The 15,690-nt window shown below is 69.2% G+C and carries 18 protein-coding genes and 1 other RNA gene; 15 read left to right on the top strand and 4 right to left on the bottom strand.

Annotation, left to right across the window (positions count from 1 at the left end; genetic code table 11):
- The first annotated feature begins 79 nt into the window (after positions 1-79).
- From csrA to RAC81_RS15010, 7 genes are all read left to right on the top strand, one after another.
- Positions 80-328, top strand: coding sequence for a carbon storage regulator CsrA (gene csrA, locus RAC81_RS15040; RefSeq protein WP_251587990.1), 249 nt, complete (start codon positions 80-82; stop codon positions 326-328).
- A gap of 119 nt (positions 329-447) precedes the next feature.
- Positions 448-930 (top strand): flagellar protein FlgN, encoded by a 483-nt coding sequence (locus tag RAC81_RS15035; protein WP_096715429.1) that lies wholly within the window; start codon positions 448-450, stop codon positions 928-930.
- 5 nt (positions 931-935) lie between these two features.
- Positions 936-2,342: a flagellar hook-associated protein FlgK gene (flgK, locus tag RAC81_RS15030; protein ID WP_375083108.1), complete on the top strand. Its 1,407-nt coding sequence runs from the start codon at positions 936-938 to the stop codon at positions 2,340-2,342.
- 13 nt (positions 2,343-2,355) lie between these two features.
- Positions 2,356-3,243 carry a flagellar hook-associated protein FlgL gene (gene flgL / locus RAC81_RS15025; protein WP_375083107.1) on the top strand — a complete coding sequence of 296 codons (888 nt, stop codon included), beginning with the start codon at positions 2,356-2,358 and terminating at the stop codon, positions 3,241-3,243.
- Positions 3,240-3,632 carry a flagellar assembly protein FliW gene (locus tag RAC81_RS15020; RefSeq protein ID WP_375083106.1) on the top strand — a complete coding sequence of 131 codons (393 nt, stop codon included), beginning with the start codon at positions 3,240-3,242 and terminating at the stop codon, positions 3,630-3,632. Before flgL ends, RAC81_RS15020 begins: the two co-directional genes overlap by 4 nt.
- Before the next feature lie 230 nt (positions 3,633-3,862).
- The gene (locus RAC81_RS15015) at positions 3,863-4,177 is read left to right on the top strand and encodes an HU family DNA-binding protein (protein ID WP_375083105.1); all 315 of its coding nucleotides are present in this window, start codon (positions 3,863-3,865) and stop codon (positions 4,175-4,177) included.
- A gap of 170 nt (positions 4,178-4,347) precedes the next feature.
- The gene (locus tag RAC81_RS15010; protein ID WP_375083104.1) at positions 4,348-5,151 is read left to right on the top strand and encodes a sigma-70 family RNA polymerase sigma factor; all 804 of its coding nucleotides are present in this window, start codon (positions 4,348-4,350) and stop codon (positions 5,149-5,151) included.
- Positions 5,152-5,183: 32 nt separating this feature from the next.
- Here RAC81_RS15010 and RAC81_RS15005 read toward each other — a convergent pair whose 3' ends face one another.
- Positions 5,184-6,272, bottom strand: coding sequence for an AAA family ATPase (locus RAC81_RS15005; RefSeq protein ID WP_375083103.1), 1,089 nt, complete (start codon positions 6,270-6,272; stop codon positions 5,184-5,186).
- A 149-nt stretch (positions 6,273-6,421) separates the two neighbouring features.
- On the opposite strand from RAC81_RS15005, the gene RAC81_RS15000 reads away from it, so the two are divergent.
- On the top strand, positions 6,422-7,309 hold the full coding sequence (locus RAC81_RS15000; RefSeq protein WP_375083102.1) for a TIGR01777 family oxidoreductase: 888 nt from the start codon (positions 6,422-6,424) through the stop codon (positions 7,307-7,309).
- 24 nt (positions 7,310-7,333) lie between these two features.
- Here RAC81_RS15000 and RAC81_RS14995 read toward each other — a convergent pair whose 3' ends face one another.
- Complete coding sequence (locus RAC81_RS14995) at positions 7,334-8,098, bottom strand: SDR family oxidoreductase (protein WP_375083101.1); 765 nt, start codon at positions 8,096-8,098, stop codon at positions 7,334-7,336.
- A gap of 101 nt (positions 8,099-8,199) precedes the next feature.
- On the opposite strand from RAC81_RS14995, the gene RAC81_RS14990 reads away from it, so the two are divergent.
- A complete protein-coding gene (locus tag RAC81_RS14990) occupies positions 8,200-9,036 on the top strand; it encodes a helix-turn-helix transcriptional regulator (RefSeq protein ID WP_375083100.1) in 837 nt (278 codons plus the stop codon).
- A 15-nt stretch (positions 9,037-9,051) separates the two neighbouring features.
- Here RAC81_RS14990 and RAC81_RS14985 read toward each other — a convergent pair whose 3' ends face one another.
- On the bottom strand, positions 9,052-9,891 hold the full coding sequence (locus RAC81_RS14985) for an aldo/keto reductase (RefSeq protein ID WP_375083099.1): 840 nt from the start codon (positions 9,889-9,891) through the stop codon (positions 9,052-9,054).
- Positions 9,892-9,931: 40 nt separating this feature from the next.
- Here RAC81_RS14985 and RAC81_RS14980 point away from each other — a divergent pair, with 40 nt between their 5' ends.
- The 4 genes from RAC81_RS14980 to rnpB all read left to right on the top strand — a co-directional run bounded on the left by RAC81_RS14980 (position 9,932) and on the right by rnpB (position 13,239).
- The gene (locus RAC81_RS14980) at positions 9,932-10,336 is read left to right on the top strand and encodes a YchJ family protein (protein ID WP_375083183.1); all 405 of its coding nucleotides are present in this window, start codon (positions 9,932-9,934) and stop codon (positions 10,334-10,336) included.
- A gap of 51 nt (positions 10,337-10,387) precedes the next feature.
- Positions 10,388-11,119: a zinc ribbon domain-containing protein gene (locus RAC81_RS14975; protein ID WP_375083098.1), complete on the top strand. Its 732-nt coding sequence runs from the start codon at positions 10,388-10,390 to the stop codon at positions 11,117-11,119.
- Between the two features lie 25 nt (positions 11,120-11,144).
- The gene (locus RAC81_RS14970; RefSeq protein ID WP_375083097.1) at positions 11,145-12,845 is read left to right on the top strand and encodes a bifunctional 3'-5' exonuclease/DNA polymerase; all 1,701 of its coding nucleotides are present in this window, start codon (positions 11,145-11,147) and stop codon (positions 12,843-12,845) included.
- Between the two features lie 26 nt (positions 12,846-12,871).
- Positions 12,872-13,239: RNase P RNA component class A (gene rnpB, locus RAC81_RS14965), an RNA gene on the top strand.
- A gap of 71 nt (positions 13,240-13,310) precedes the next feature.
- On the opposite strand, the gene ppgK is transcribed toward rnpB, so the two are convergent.
- On the bottom strand, positions 13,311-14,057 hold the full coding sequence (gene ppgK, locus RAC81_RS14960) for a polyphosphate--glucose phosphotransferase (protein WP_375083096.1): 747 nt from the start codon (positions 14,055-14,057) through the stop codon (positions 13,311-13,313).
- A 70-nt stretch (positions 14,058-14,127) separates the two neighbouring features.
- Between ppgK and RAC81_RS14955 the strand changes: the two genes are divergently transcribed.
- Positions 14,128-14,346 carry a hypothetical protein gene (locus RAC81_RS14955; protein ID WP_096715418.1) on the top strand — a complete coding sequence of 73 codons (219 nt, stop codon included), beginning with the start codon at positions 14,128-14,130 and terminating at the stop codon, positions 14,344-14,346.
- Positions 14,347-14,348: 2 nt separating this feature from the next.
- Positions 14,349-15,686, top strand: a complete 1,338-nt coding sequence (glnA, locus tag RAC81_RS14950; RefSeq protein WP_096715417.1) for a type I glutamate--ammonia ligase — start codon at positions 14,349-14,351, stop codon at positions 15,684-15,686.
- The last annotated feature ends 4 nt before the right edge of the window (positions 15,687-15,690 follow it).

Genomic DNA, 15,690 nt, shown 5'->3' with positions numbered 1-15,690 from the left:
TCCTCTCATTTACGAGCGGATCATGCGCTAGTTTTGTCTGGGCGCGCTCCTGCGTGCCGGCCATGGAAGGCGGACGAGCATGCTGGTACTCACGAGGCGCGCGAACGAGAGCATCCTGATCGGCGACGACATCACTGTCACGATCCTCGCGGTCACACCGGGCGGCGTCCGGGTCGGCATCGATGCACCGCGCGACAAGCGCATCAACCGCGCGGAGATCGTGCTCGCGGTCTCCGACGCCAATCAGGAGGCCGTGCAGACCTCGGCCGACGACGCCGCAGAGAACGCCCTTCTTGGTGCGCTCGCGCGGATCAGCACGAAACCCTGAGGCTGTCAATGGGGAGTTCTCCCCATCCGGCCCGAGTTACCCCGCACATCGATGTCGCGATAGTCCTGAGTATGACGGGCAATCCCGTCGGCAAACCGCGACTGACGAGGTGACGAACCGTGGCCGCTCACGACCTGAGCATGCAGCTGATGCGAGAGCGCGATCTGCTCGAAGTGCTGCTCTTCAAGCTCGACGAGCAGCAGATGCTCCTCGCGACCGGACGGAACCGCTGGATCCACCACGCGGCGAACGAGATCGATCGGGTGCTGGCGGCGATGCCGACGGTCGCCCTCTCGCGCGACACACTGGTGGTCGCCGTCGCCGACGAATGGGGAGTCCCCGAGGCCACCACGCTGCGGGAGCTGATCGACGCCGCACCCACCGACGCCTGGCGCGAGGTCATGTCCGGTCACCTCGAGGCGATGACTTCGCTCGCCGAGGAGATCGCCCAGATGAAAAAGGTCAACGAGCAGCGCCTGCGTACGGCGATCCGCGTCACGCAGGAGACCATCGCCGGCCTCGGCACACCGACCGGTGAATACGACCCGTCCGGCGACGTCGTGCGCGACGGCGATGCCCGGCTGCTCGACACGAGGGTGTGACCGCGATGTCGTCGTTCGCAGGACTCCGGCTCGCCGAATCCGCCCTCGCCGCGGCCCGCGCGGGCATGACCGTCACCGGGCAGAACATCGCCAACCAGACCACCGCCGGCTACACGCGTCAGCGCCTCGAGCAGACGTCGCTGTCGGCTCCGGGGTCGACCGGACGCTGGCCGACCACGTTCTCCGTCGGCGGGGGAGTCGGGGTCACTGGCGTCGCCCGACTCGGGAACGATCTGCTCGACGCGCGGGTGCGTGATGCCCTCGGGACGTCGGGTTTCTGGGTCACCAGGGCGACCGCGGCGGGTCAGGCGGAGGCCGTGATGGCCGAGCCGACGTCCGACGGACTCGCCGCGAACCTCAACCGGTTCTGGTCGGGCTGGTCCGACCTCGCCAACACCCCGGATGCCGGGGCCGCCAAGGTCGTGCTGACGAACGCCGAGGTGCTCGTCGGTCAGATCGCCGCCGGCTATCAGTCGATCGCCGGTCAGTGGACCGATCTGCGCGGTCAGGTGGATCGGCAGATCACCGACGTCAACGCGATCGCCGGGCAGGTCGCGGCCCTCAACGGGCAGATCCGCGATGCTCTCCTCTCGGGGCGCGGCGCCAACGAACTCATCGATCAGCGCAACGTGCTCGCGCAGCAGCTGTCGACCGCGGTCGGCGCGACGGGAGCGGTCGAGGCCGACGGCACCCTGACCCTCCGCATCGACGGGAACGCTCTCGTCTCCGGCGACGTGAGCCGTGCGCTGACCGTGAGCGGTCCGCGGGAGATCGCGGCCGGTGGCCGGATCACGGTGGCCTGGGCCGACCGTCCGACCGTCCCGGTCGCCGTGACCGGCGGCTCGGTCGGCGGTGCGATCAGCGCGCTCGGCCCTGCCGCCGACGGCGGAACGCTCGCCGGCGTCGCCGCGGCATACAACGCGACGGCATCCGCCCTTGCGACGGCCGTCAACGACATCCATCGCACCGGTGTCACGTCCGCCGGCACGCCGGGCGGCGACTTCTTCGCGATCGATCCGAGCGGACCGGCCGCGCTCGGACTCCGGGTGGTACCCGACGGACTCGCCGACCTCGCGCTGGCCGCGCCGGGCGCCGGAGCGAAGGACACCACGATCGCCGACCGCATCAGCACCCTCGGATCGGCGGCGACAGGACCGAGCACCGTGTGGTCGAGTTTCGTGACGGGCTTCGCCGTGACCGTCGCCGGAGACCGCCAGCGGGCCGACATCGCCGACATGGGCGCGGTCGCCGCCGTCACCGCGCAGCAGTCGAACGCCTCGGTCGACGGTGACGAGGAGACCATCAACCTCCTCACCTACCAGACCGCGTATCAGGCGGCTGCGCGCGTGCTGACCGCCGTCGACGAGGCCCTCGATCTGCTCATCAACCGCACCGGCCTGGTCGGCCGCTGATCCCGGAGGCATCATGATCGGGCGCATCACGAGCAACACCATGACGCAGCAGTCGCTGCGCACCCTGCAGAGCAACCTCGTCGACCGGGAGCGGCTGCAGCACCAGGCGACCTCGCAGCGTGCGTTCCGCACGCCGAGCGAGGACCCGGCAGCGGCCGCGACCACCCTGGGGCTGCACGGCGAGCAGTCGCGCGTGGCTCAGTTCTCACGCAATCTCAGCGACGGCCTGGCCTGGGTCACGACCGTCGACACGGCTCTCGACGCCAGCACCGACCTGCTGAACCGCGCACGCGATCTCGTCGCCCAGGGTGCGAACTCGGGTGCGCTCAGCGCGACGGCCCGCGAGTCGATCGCGCAGGAACTGGAGACGATCAGCGCTGAGCTGCTCTCCCAGGCGAACACCACCGTGCTCGGTCGGAGCGTGTTCGCCGGCACCAGTGATGCGGCCACGGCGTTCGATCCGGTGACCTTCGGCTTCAACGGCGCGGCCGGCGACGGCGTGCGCCGGCGCATCAGCGACAACGAGACCGTGCGGGTGGACTTCGACGGCGCCCAGGCGTTCGGATCCGGCCCGACCAGCGCCTTCGCGATGCTGCGCGACATCGCCACCGACCTGCGCGGGGGCGCGAACATCGGCGCACGTCTCGCCGACGTCGACGCACGTCTCACCGCTTTCACCGCGGCGCGCGGGGAGACGGGAGCCCGTCAGATTCAGATCGAGAGAGCCATGTCGCAGAACCTGTCGGTGTCGACCGACCTGGAGGCCCGCCGGGTCGAGGTCGAGAACGTCGACAGCCTCGAGGTGCTCGTGCGCCTGCAGTCCGCCGAGCTCGTGTTCCAATCCGCCCTGCAGGTGACCGCGAAGTCGCTGCAGACCAACCTGCTGGAGTTCCTGCGATGACCGTCCTCACCGATACCGCGGGCATCGCCGTCGACTTCGTCGCGCCCATGCCCGGTCTGCGGCCGCACACGTCGTTCTCGTTGGAGCCGATCGCGGGCGCCGAAGGGCTCTATGCTCTGCGTGCGACGGATGCCGACGTTCGACTCTTCCTGCTCGACGCGGTGTTCAACGACTACGACTACGCCCCGCGCATCTCCGCGGGAGTCCGTTCCGATATCGGGGTGGGCGAGGCCGACGACGTGCGGATCCTCATCGTGGCCAATCCGTCGGACGACGGCGTGTACGTGAACCTCCGGGCGCCGATCGTGCTCGATCCCGCGTCCGGACGGGCGCTGCAGATCATCCTCGACGGCGAGGAGTATCCGATCCGGGTGCGGCTCGACGGCTGAGGGCGATCCTCGCAGCCGCTCGGGCGCTCGGTGGGTCGACGATCAGAGGAATTCGATTTTCACCGCGTATACCAAGGAACAGCAGTTATCCTCTGAGGAGCACAGGCTGGGGTACTGGCAGATCCGACGACGTTGCAGGAAGTTTGGGGCCTGCGCGCGTCGGCGGATGTCGCTGGTGGGGTACAGCGCAAGACACCCGGTGACGGGTGACATTTCCATTGGACGGAAAGATGAGCACATCCAGGACGCTCGACACGAGTCGGGTGAGCAAGAGGGAGTTCGTGCAGCGGTTCGCAAGACGGGGCGGGATCTCCGTGGGCGCTGCGCAGACGGCGTACAACGCGATGATCGACGAGCTCGTCGATCTCGTCAGTCGCGGCAACACCGTGACCCTGACGAACTTCGGGAAGTTCTACCCGCAGACCCACAAGGGGCACCGGGTGCAGTTCTCGAAGGACGAGGGCGCCGGCGAGGTCGACGACTACACGGTGCTGAAGTTCTCGGCGACGCGCGAGGTGAACAAGCGCGTCAAGTCGACCGATTAGCAATCGTGATCTAAACGTAAACGAGAATTCACGAGCGTTTCGACGTTCGGTCCCTCTTCGCGCCCCGCGCGGCCCTAGCATGTACACGAATGATGTTTCTCGTCACCGTGGGGTGGTGATGCTGTGGGTCGCTGGGGGGCTTGCACTGACAGCGGAAGAGGCGGGACCGAATGCCGTTGCGCGCGCGGAACAAGCTCGTGATCGATCACCTGCACATCGTGGGAGCGGCGACCGCCGCTGTCGTCGCCCGGTTGACCCACGTCTCCAGAGAAGACCTCGCCGCCGCCGGCGCGTTCGCGCTCGTGCGCGCGGCGGACAGTTATGACGCGGATCTCGGCGTGCCCTTCGGCGCCTATGCGCGCGAGCGGATCAACTGGGCTCTGAAGGATGAGCTGAGGGCGATGGACTGGGCGCCGCGCGACGTCAGGGCGAAGGCCAGGGAGACCACCCGGGTCCGCGACATGCTGGGCGGCCTGCTCGGGCGAACGCCGACGGTGGCTGAGATCGCCGACGCGATGGGAATCGACGCGAGCGCCGTCAAGCAGCGGATCGCCGACGCCGAGCGCACCATCACGAGCCTGGACGTGCTCGACGTGCATCAGATCGTCTGGACCGGGTACCTCCCCGAGGAGATGGCGATCGCTGCGGAGCGGGAGGAGCTCCTGCACATCGCCGTCGATGCCCTGCCCGAGCGCAAACGACGCATCATCAGGGCGATCTACTTCGACGATCGCACCGTCACCGAGATCGCCGAGGAGCTCGGGGTCTCCCATGCTGCCGTGTCGCAGCAGCGTGCGGAGGCGGTGCGGATGCTGCGCGACGCGCTCGACCGCCATCTCGCCGACGGGCATGAGGGGGAGACCCGTCGGTCGCGCTCATCGACCGCCGTCCTCGACGCGTACTTCGACCGGCTGGCCATCGCGAGCGGGCACCGGTACGCGCGAGCCTTCCTCGGCCAGACGATCGGGGTCTGAAGCGTCGCCTCAGTCCTGTCTCGAGCGTCGTCTCAGAGCCCGAACCCGTACGCGGTCTGACCGACGAGGGTGAGGCTCACACTCGTCGGGTACACCTCGGGCTCTTCGTCCTCGTCGTCGACGAGGTCGAGCCGGTCGATCGGCACGAAGATCGTGCCGTCGGTCTCGAACACGAGGTCGCGGGGCACGAAGGATACGAACAGCGACCGGTTGGAGTTGCGCAGCTCGTAGGTGCGGCCCACGTCACCGCGCTCGAAGAGATTCATCTCCGCTTCCTCCGACCACACCTTGCCGTCGGGGAAGCGCGCTTCGATGCGGTACAGGCTCGGCTCGATCGACTTGATGTTGAGATCCTGCACGATCTCGGAGAAGAGCGAGTCGGGCTGCGCGAGCTCGAATGCGATCGCGCGGAGGTGGTCGTAGTTCAGACGTGCTCGACGCGAGAACAGCGCGACGTTCTCGATCTCCGCGGGGTCGGCGTGCGGCGCCTGGTCGAGCAGGTACTGCCTGACCTCGTCCGGGCCGGGGTACTCGAACCGCATGTGATAGTGGAACCGCCCCGGCCGGTTCACGATGTACGTGCTGACGTCGTTGATGTCGTTCACTGTCAGGCAGTAGATGCGCTTGACCGATGAGAGGCCGTCGAACAGCGAGAGGAACTGATTCTGGCGGTTCGCGCCGTCGACGCCGCCGCGGCGTGCCACCGGGAACGTCTTCTCGAACTCGTCGAACACGATGAGGCACTCGTCGAGGCTGTCGAGGAACTCCACGATGCCCTCGTTGTCCTCCGAGACGATCACGACGGGCAGCGCCTGATCCCGCGCCTCCTCCGCGACCATCCGCAGGAAGAGCGTCTTGCCGATGCCCTTGTCGCCCGACAGCATCACGCCGAGACTGCGGTCCGACAGCGCGTACGAGCGGAAGATCTTCGCGACCTTCTTCTCGAGGCCCCCGTAGACCCGCTCCGTGCCGACGGTGAGGTCGTCGACCTTGACCAGGCTGAACCCCTCCTTCGAGGTGAAGTGCACCCGGTAGGTGCCGAGGGGGAACACCTGATGGGTCCGCACGGCGTCGTCGTAGACGCGTACATGGCCGCCGGTCTCGATGTAGGTGGTGGTCACTTCTCCTCTTCCTGCGCTCCCCGAACTGTAATATCGGTCGGATCGCGCGAGGCGTAAGGCGCGGAGGGAAACTCGGGCGCGTCGTGACCGCACCGTGACAGACTCGGGGCAGGAGACTTCTCCGCACGGGTCGAGGATCGGGAGCCGGCATGGACGGACGCATCGTGGTCAGCGGAGCCTCCGGGCTCGTCGGGACGGCTCTCGTCTCCTCTCTCCGGGCCGACGGCATCCCCGTCACGACGCTCGTCCGACGCCCCGCCCGCTCGTCCGACGAAATCCAGTGGGATCCGTCCGCGGGAGTCCTTTCTCCGGGCGCTCTCGACGGTGCCGCCGCGATCGTCGCCCTCGGCGGGGCAAGTGTCGGACGCCTGCCGTGGACCGCCGGGTACCGCCGCGAACTCGTGGATTCCCGAATCTCGTCGACGCGGACCATCGCGACCGCCCTTCGGGCCCTCGGCGACGACGCGCCCGCCCTGGTCTCGGCCTCCGCCGTCGGGTACTACGGCTCGGCACCGGGGGAGATCCTCTCCGAGGCCGCGGGTCCGGGCGACACGTTCCTCGCCAAGCTCTGCGTACGGTGGGAGGACGAGGCGCGACGCGCCGGTGACCGCACGCGCGTGGCGCTTCTGCGCACGGCGCCCATCGTGCACCGGCAGGGTGTCCTCAAGCCGCTGATCCAGCTGACGCGGTTCGGACTCGCGGGGCCGCTCGGGCGTGGCACGCAGGTGTGGCCGTGGATCTCGCTCGACGACGAGGTGCGCGGCATCCGTCAGGTGATCGATGCGAAGCTCGACGGCCCGGTCAACCTCTCCGGTCCCACTCCCGCCACCGCGAACGACCTCGGCCGCGCGGTCGCAGCGGCCATGCACCGCCCGTTCTGGCTGCCGGCGCCCGCCTGGGCGCTGAGGCTCGCGCTGGGGGCGGCGGCCGAATCCCTCCTGCTCCCCGATGCCGACGTGCGTCCGGAGGCGCTGGAGCAGAGCGGTTTCTCGTTCACCCACCGCACTGTTCGGCAGGCGGTCGACGCGGCGCTTTAACGGACCGCGCCGACCGCCGTCCGATCAGTTCCCGTGCGGGTCGCGGGCGTTCAGCGTCGCCACGACCTGGTCGTAGTCGCCGCGCGCCTCGCCATAGCGGAGGAACTTGACGTTCTCGACCTGGATCTCCCGGGCGTCGGGCTGCGACTCGATGATCCCGATGACCTCCGACACGAAGTCGTCGAGCGGCATGGCGAAGTCGCTCGACTCCTGGCCGGGCATGAGGGCGGTGCGCACCGACGGCGGCTCGAGCTCCTGCACGGCCACGCTCGTCCCGGCGAGCTGAAGCCGCACCGACTCGCTGAGCATGTGGATGGCGGCCTTCGTGGCGTTGTACGTCGGAGTCACCCGCAGCGGAGCGAACGCCAGACCCGATGACACGGTCATGATGGTCGCGTCCGGTCGCGTGACCAGATGATCGATGAAGGCGGCGATCAGGCGGATCGGCCCGAGCAGGTTCGTCGTCACGATGGACTCCGCCGTCTCCAGGAAGCCGCTCGATGTCGTCCAGTCCTCGGCGCGCATGATGCCCGCCATCGTGATCAGCACGTTGAGGTCGGGGTGCGCGTCGAGCACCTGCGCGGCGGCCGAGCGGATGCTGTCGGCATCCGTCGTGTCGATCTGCACCGTGTCGATGCCCGGGTTCTCCGCGGCGATCCGCTCCAGCAGCTCGCCGCGTCGTCCGCCGACGATGACGGTGTTGCTGCGCTCGGCGAACCGCTGTGCGAGCGCGAGACCGATGCCGCTCGTCGCTCCGGGGATGAAGATGGTGTTTCCGCTGATGTTCATGCGTCCACTCTGCGCGGATCCCGAGCGCCGCTCCAGGGGCCGATGATCCAGGGATCCGGGGTCCCTGGATGGCCTCGTCCGCCGCGCGCGATACTGAGGAGGTGGACAGAGATGCACTCGCGGACTTCCTCCTCGCGCGCCGCGCGCAGCTGCGCCCCGGCGATGTCGGGCTGAGCGCCGGGCCACGTCGACGCACGCCCGGGCTCCGCCGTGAGGAGGTGGCGCAGCTCGCCGCCATGTCGACTGATTACTACACCCGTCTCGAGCAGCGGCGTGGGCCGCAGCCGAGCGTCCAGATCCTCGCCTCGCTGGCGCGGGCGCTGCGACTCACTCCCGATGAGCGCGACTACCTGCACCGCGTGAGCGGACACAGCGCGCCCGATCGGGCGATGTTCATCGACTACGTGCACCCCGGGATGTTGAGGATCCTCGACCGGCTGAGCGACACGCCCGCCTTCATCGTCTCGGTGCTCGACGAGGTCCTCGTGCAGAACGATGCGGCGAAGGCCCTTCTCGGCGACGCGAGCGCTCTGGAGGGGCTGGAACGCAGCGGGATCTACCGGTGGTTCACCGATGTCGACGAGGAGCGCCGCCGATACCCGGAGGCGGATCACGACCACCGCAGCCGCGTGCTGGTCGCCTCCCTGAGAGCGGCCTACGGCGCGCTCGGGGAGAGGTCGCGCGCCGGCGACATCGTGCGCGAGCTGACGGCGCGAAGCCCCGAGTTCGCCGCGCTGTGGCAGGTGCACGAGGTCCGTCGGCGTTTCGACGACCACAAGGTGCTCATCCACCCCGATATCGGCGAGATCGAGGTCGACTGCCAGGCGCTCTTCACCGAGGACGAGTCGCAGACGCTGGTGGTGCTGACGGCCGCCCCCGGTTCGGAATCGGCGAGCAAGCTGGAGCTGCTCCGCGTGCTGGGCACGCAGCGGGTCTGATCTCCCTCCGCCGCGTCAGGACTCCTCATGCGTGCGGGGATCCGCGCCGAACAGACGGCCGTCCGCGCGGCCCAGCGCGGTGATCGCCTCGACCTCGGCCGGGTCCAGGACGACCTCTCCCGCGGCGAGATTCGACTGCTGGTGCTCCAGCGAGGACGCCTTCGGAATCGCCACGGTCTCGCGCGCCACATGCCAGGCGAGCACTGTCTGTGCCGGCGTGATCCCGTGCGCGGCGGCGACCTCGGCGATCACCGACTCGTCGAGCAGCTCCTTCGCTCGGCCGAGCGGGCTCCACGCCTCGGTCAGGATGCCGTGCTCGCGGTGATAGGCCAGCTGCTCGGTCTGCGGGAAGTACGGGTGCACCTCGATCTGGTTGACGACGGGGCGCACGCCGGTCTCGCGCTCGATGCGCTCCAGGTGCTCCGGCAGGAAGTTGGAGACGCCGATCTGCCGCACCACACCGCGCTGCTGCGCATCGACGAGTGCCTCCCAGGCCTGGACGTACTCGTCCTGGCTCGGGTTCGGCCAGTGGATGAGATGCAGATCGGTGGCGTCGAGGCCGAGACGAGACCGGCTCTCCTCGATGCTCGCGACGGCTTCGGCTCGAGCGTGGTGGCGGCCGGGGAGCTTGGTCGTGACGATGATGTCGGAGCGGTCGACGTCCGACTGCCGGACGCCGCGCCCGACCGATCCCTCGTTCTCGTAGTTGAACGCCGAATCGAGGAGGCGGTAGCCGGCTCCGATCGCGGTGGTCACGGCATCCGCCCCTGCGTCGCCGTTGAGCGCATAGGTGCCGAGTCCGAGGGCCGGCAGGGTGAAGCCGTTGTGGGCGGTGAACTGGGGGAGAGCGGTCATGACGTCAGCGTACGCTGGAGCGGTGACGGGAGCGGAGACCATGGCGCCGGATGACGGCAGCGGGCAGGATACGCTCCGGTGCCCGTGCGGGTCGGGTGATCTCTTCCGCTCCTGCTGCGGCCCCCTGCTCGAGGGAGCGCCTGCGCCGACGGCCGAAAGGCTCATGCGGTCGCGATACACCGCGTTCGCGCGCGGCGACGCGAGCCATCTGCACGCGACCTGGCATCCCTCGACACGCCCGGCGACGATCGATCTCGACGACGGTCTCGTGTGGCGGCGGCTCGCGATCCTCGATCGGGTGGCCGGCGGACCGTTCGACCGGGACGGCATCGTCGAGTTCGCGGCGTCGTGGCAGCAGGGGACCGAACGCGGCGTGCTGCGGGAGCGCAGCCGATTCCGCCGCGAGGGTCGCAGCTGGCTCTACGTCGACGGCGACGTCTCATGACGTCGGGGTCCGGGAGTCCGCTCGTCCGACCCACCGAGTAGATTTGAGAGCGTGAACGCCAGCCCCGAGCACCAGCGCATCCTTCTCGACATCGCCGACCTCGACCGGCGCATCGCTCAGGCCGAGCGAGCCCGCACGAAGCCCTCGCAGGCCGCTCGCATCTCAGAGCTCGTCGCGATCCGTCAGGAGCAGCTGCGCGAGCTGACCGCTGTGACCGGCACTCGCGACGATGTGCGCACCGAGCTGAAGCGCATCGAGTCGGATGTCGCCCTCGTCGAGCAGCGCCGCGCGCGCGACGCCCAGCGTTTGGCCGCCGCCACGAACCCCAAGGAGGCGCAGGCCCTCGAGCACGAGATCGCCAGCCTCGCCCGCCGGCAGAGCGACCTCGAAGACGCGCAGCTCGACGTGATGGGGCGGGTTGAAGACGCGGATGCCGCGGTAGCGGCTCAGCAGGCGCTGCTCGACACGACGACGACCGAGGGCACAGCTCTCACCGCGCAGGCGAAGGCCGACGTCGCCGCGGCGACCGACCTCGGCGCGCAGCTCGCCCGCGACCGCGAGGCCGTCGCCGCGACGGTCCCCGCGCCGCTGCTCGCCGAGTACACGCGCCGCGCCGCGAACAGCGCGGGAGCGGCTCTGCTCACGCGGGGCACCTGCGAGGGGTGCCGGATCGTGCTCCCCGGCACCGACCTGAACGAGATCCGCCGCGCCGCCGACGACGCCGTGGTCTCGTGCCCCGAGTGCGGGTGCATCCTCGTGCGCACCGAGGAATCCGGCCTGTGACAGCCTCGCCGCGAGCGCGCCGGACGTGACCTCGCGGCGGACCCCCGAGCGTCGGATCGTCCTGGCGCGCGAGAGCGCAGGCGCCTGGACGGCGGTCGTGCTCGACGACGCGGGGGAGGAGGAGCAGCGCCAGACACTCGCCGAAACCGCCGTGGCCGACTGGATAGCGGCGCAGGAGCGCGACGGCGCCCCGCGGTGGGTCATCCGCAGCGCCCGAGAGGTCTACGCTCCGCTGCTCGCGATGGGGACACGACTCACGCGCACGCACGACCTGCTGCTGTGCCACGCGATCCTCCGCGACACCGACCGGGTCGCACGGCCCCTCGCCCCGTCGCCGGACTGGGTGCGGCAGGACCCCGTCGTCGACGAGACTCCCTCGCTGTTCGACGCGCTGGAGCGCCCGGACACCGGCGACCCCGTCGGCGAGCTGCTCGACCAGTACCGTCTGCAGAGGCGCGTGATCGAGTCCTCGCCGGACGGCGGACTCGCCCTCCTCACGTCTGCCGAGTCGGCCGGCGGCCTCGTCGCGGAGGAGATGCGCGCGGCGGGGCTTCCGTGGAGCGAGGAGATCCACGACAGGATCCTCGTCGAGACGCTCGGCACCCGCCCGATCGCCGGCGGTCTGCCGAGCCTCATGGTCGCGGAGGCGGAGCGCGTCCGCAGCATCCTGGGCGACCCCGGGCTCAATCTCGACAGCCAGCCGAAGCTGCTGCGTGCCCTCCACCGGGTGGGCGTGCAGGTCGAGTCGACAGCACGATGGGAGCTCGCTCGTCACGACCATGCGGTCATCGGCCCGCTGACGGCGTACAAGAAGCTCGCGCGGCTGCTCAGCGCCAACGGATGGGCATGGCTCGCCGAGTGGGTGCACGAGGGGCGTTTCCGCCCCGTGTACATCCCCGGCGGGGTCGTGACCGGGCGCTGGGCCTCGGCCGGCGGCGGGGCACTGCAGATCCCGCGGATCCTCCGTCGCGCGGTACGTGCCGACGACCGGTGGAGACTCGTGGTGGCGGACGTCGCTCAGCTGGAGCCGCGCATGCTCGCGGCGATGGCAGGGGATCGGGCCATGGCGCGTGCCGCGCAGGGCAGCGACCTCTACGCGGGCATCGTCGCGACCGGCGCCGTCGGCACGCGCGAGGAGGCCAAGTACGCGGTGCTCGGGGCGATGTACGGAGCGACGACGGGTGACAGCGGCCGTCTCGTGCCGCGGCTGCGCAAGGTGTACCCGCGGGCGATGGCCCTCGTCGACGAGGCGGCCAGGGTCGGCGAGGACGGCGGGGTGGTGTCGACGTGGCTGGGCAGATCGTCGCCCCGACCGTCGACCGAGTGGTCGCGGATGCAGGCGAGGGCGACGGATGCCGACGCGGAGCCGACGGACGTGAGCGTCGCCCGACGACGGGCCCGCGACTGGGGGCGCTTCACCCGCAACTTCGTCGTGCAGGGCACGGCCGCGGAGTGGTCGCTCATCTGGCTCGCCGAGATCCGTCATCGTCTGCAGCAGCTCCCGGAGGCGGAGCGACCAGCCCCGGCATCCGGCGTCTTCCGCACCCGCGCCCATCTCGCGTTCTTCCTGCACGACGAGGTCATCCTCCACGTCCCCGTGGAGCAGGCGGAGGCGGCGGCGGATGCCGTGCGCGACGCGGCGGCCGTCGCGACGCGTCGCCTGTTCGGCGATTTCCCGATCGACGTCCCGCTGGATCTGCGCATCGCGGAGTCGGCGGAGAAGTAGCGCCCGCGTAGACTGGAAGACGCGAATGGGTCGACTGGACGGTCGCGTGGCGGGAGACCGCACCGAGGAACGTCCGGGCTCCACAGGGCAGGACGGTGGGTAACGCCCACCCGGAGTGATCCGCGAGACAGTGCCACAGAGAGCAGACCGCCCCCGACCGCGAGGTCCGGGGGTAAGGGTGAAAGGGTGGTGTAAGAGACCACCGGGGGCCATGGTGACATGGCCCGCCAGGTAAACCTCGTCCGGAGCAAGGTCAGACAGAGGATGATGACGCGGCTCGCCGAGTCCTCGGGTAGACCGCTAGAGTGCCACGGCAACGTGTCGCCGAGAGAGATGGCCGTCGAAGGGGCGAAGAACCCCGGAACAGAACCCGGCGTACAGGTCGGCCCATTCGCCTCAGACATGATGAAGGCCCCGCTGATCCAGCGGGGCCTTCATCGTCGGATCGCCGTCGTCGGCGCAGGGTCAGTCGCCGGCCAGCGAGGCGGCGCCGATGATGCCCGAGTTGTTGCGGTGGATCGCCGGGACGATCGGGGTCTTGAGGTCGAGCAGCGGCAGGAAGTCGCCGGCGTTCTTCGAGACGCCGCCGCCGACCACGAAGAGGTCGGGGCTGAACAGGAACTCGATGTGCGAGTAGAACTTCTGCAGGCGCTCGGCCCACTCGGCCCACGAGAGGTTCTCGCGCTCGCGCGCCGACGTCGCGGCATAGGTCTCGACCGACTCGTACTTTCCGAAGTTCAGGTGTCCGAGCTCGGTGTTCGGCAGCAGAACGCCGTCGTAGAGGAAGGCCGAGCCGATGCCGGTGCCCAGCGTGGTCAGCAGCGTGAAGCCGCGCACGTCGCGGGCGGCACCGTGACGCGCCTCGGCGACGCCCGCGGCATCCGCGTCGTTCACGAAGACGATGTTGCGGCCGAGGCCGTCGCGGAAGAAGCGCTCGGCGTCGAAGTCGATCCACTTCTTCGAGACGTTCGCGGCCGACAGGGTCTTGCCGCGCTTGACGATCGCCGGGAATGCCACGCCGAGGGGCAGGGTCGATTCATGCACGTCGAGGGTCTTCAGAACCGTCTGCACGGCGAGCAGCACGTCTTCGGGAGCAGCGCCCTCGGGTGTGGGCACACGCACACGCTCCGAAGCCATAGTGCCGTGCTCGAGGTCGACGATGCCTGCCTTGATACCCGTGCCGCCGATGTCGACGCCGATCGCTTTCACCATGGTCGATAGCTTAGCGACCGCGCTCTGCGCCAGTAGGATCGATGACACCACGTGATGAAGGGGATCGGCCATGTCGAACGGCGATGAGAAGTACTGGTACAACCTGGAGACCCGACAGGTCGAGTTCGGCATGATCTCGCCGTCGGCCGACCGCGTCGGCCCGTTCGACACCGAGGCCGAGGCCGCCCGCGCCCCCGAGAAGCTCCAGGAGCGCGCGCGTGCGTGGGCCGACGAGGAGGCCGCGGAAGACGGCTGGGACGCCGGCATCGGCAAGAGCTCCGCAGAGTGACGATGGACAAGCAGAGGGACTTCGTCCTCCGGACGATCGAGGAGCGCGGCGTCAAGTTCGTGCGTCTGTGGTTCACCGACGTCATCGGCACGCTGAAGTCGGTCGCCATCGCGCCGGCTGAGGTCGAGGGAGCGTTCGCGGAGGGCATCGGCTTCGACGGCTCCGCGATCGAGGGACTGACGCGGAGCTACGAGTCCGACCTGCTCGCGCAGCCCGACCCCACCACGTTCCAGACGCTGCCGTGGCGCGGTGAGATCGACCCGACCGCGCGCATGTTCTGCGACATCACGACTCCCGACGGGCGTCCGGCGGTATCCGACCCCCGTCACGTGCTCAAGCGCACGCTCGCGAAGGCCGCCGACGCCGGGTTCACGTTCTACACCCACCCGGAGATCGAGTTCTACCTCCTGAAGTCGTCGAACTTCGGCCCGGAGGGTCCCGTGCCGGTCGACTCGGCCGGTTACTTCGACAACGTGCCTGGTGGCACGGCGCACGACTTCCGCCGTCGCTCCGTGCGGATGCTGGAGGACCTCGGCATCTCGGTCGAGTTCAGCCACCACGAGGGTGGGCCCGGGCAGAACGAGATCGATCTGCGCTACGCGGATGCTCTCACCATGGCCGACAACGTCATGACGTTCCGCACGGTCATCAAGGAGGTGGCGATCGAGCAGGGCGTGTACGCGACCTTCATGCCGAAGCCGCTGAGCGGTCACCCCGGAAGCGGCATGCACACGCACATGTCGCTGTTCGAGGGCGAGCGCAACGCGTTCTACGAGGAGGGTGCGAAGTACCAGCTCTCCAAGACGGGGCGCCACTTCATCGCCGGTCTGCTGCGCCACGCCAACGAGATGGCGGCGGTCACGAACCAGTTCGTGAACTCGTACAAGCGCCTCTGGGGCGGCGACGAGGCTCCGAGCTTCGTGACCTGGGGCCACAACAACCGCTCCGCGCTCGTGCGGGTGCCCATGTACAAGCCCAACAAGGGCGGCTCCTCGCGCGTCGAGTACCGCGCCCTCGACTCGGCGGCCAATCCGTACCTCGCCTACGCGCTCATGCTCGCCGCAGGGCTGAAGGGCATCGAGGAGGAGTACGACCTCCCGCCCGAGGCCGAGGACAACGTGTGGTCGCTCAGCGATGCCGAGCGTCGGGCTCTGGGTTACGCCGCGCTGCCTGCGAGCCTCGATCACGCCCTCGAGTACATGGAGAGCTCGGAGCTCGTCGCCGAGACGCTCGGCGAGTCCGTCTTCAACTACGTGCTGCTCAACAAGCGCAAGGAGTGGGAGGCCTACCGTGGGCAGGTCACCCCGCTGGAGTTGAAGAACAACCTCGAGCTCCTCTGACCGT

The organism is Microbacterium sp. CR_7, assembly GCF_041954755.1.
In the GTDB taxonomy this organism is placed as follows: Bacteria; Actinomycetota; Actinomycetes; order Actinomycetales; family Microbacteriaceae; genus Microbacterium.
This window is presented reverse-complemented; position numbering and strand designations above follow the sequence as displayed.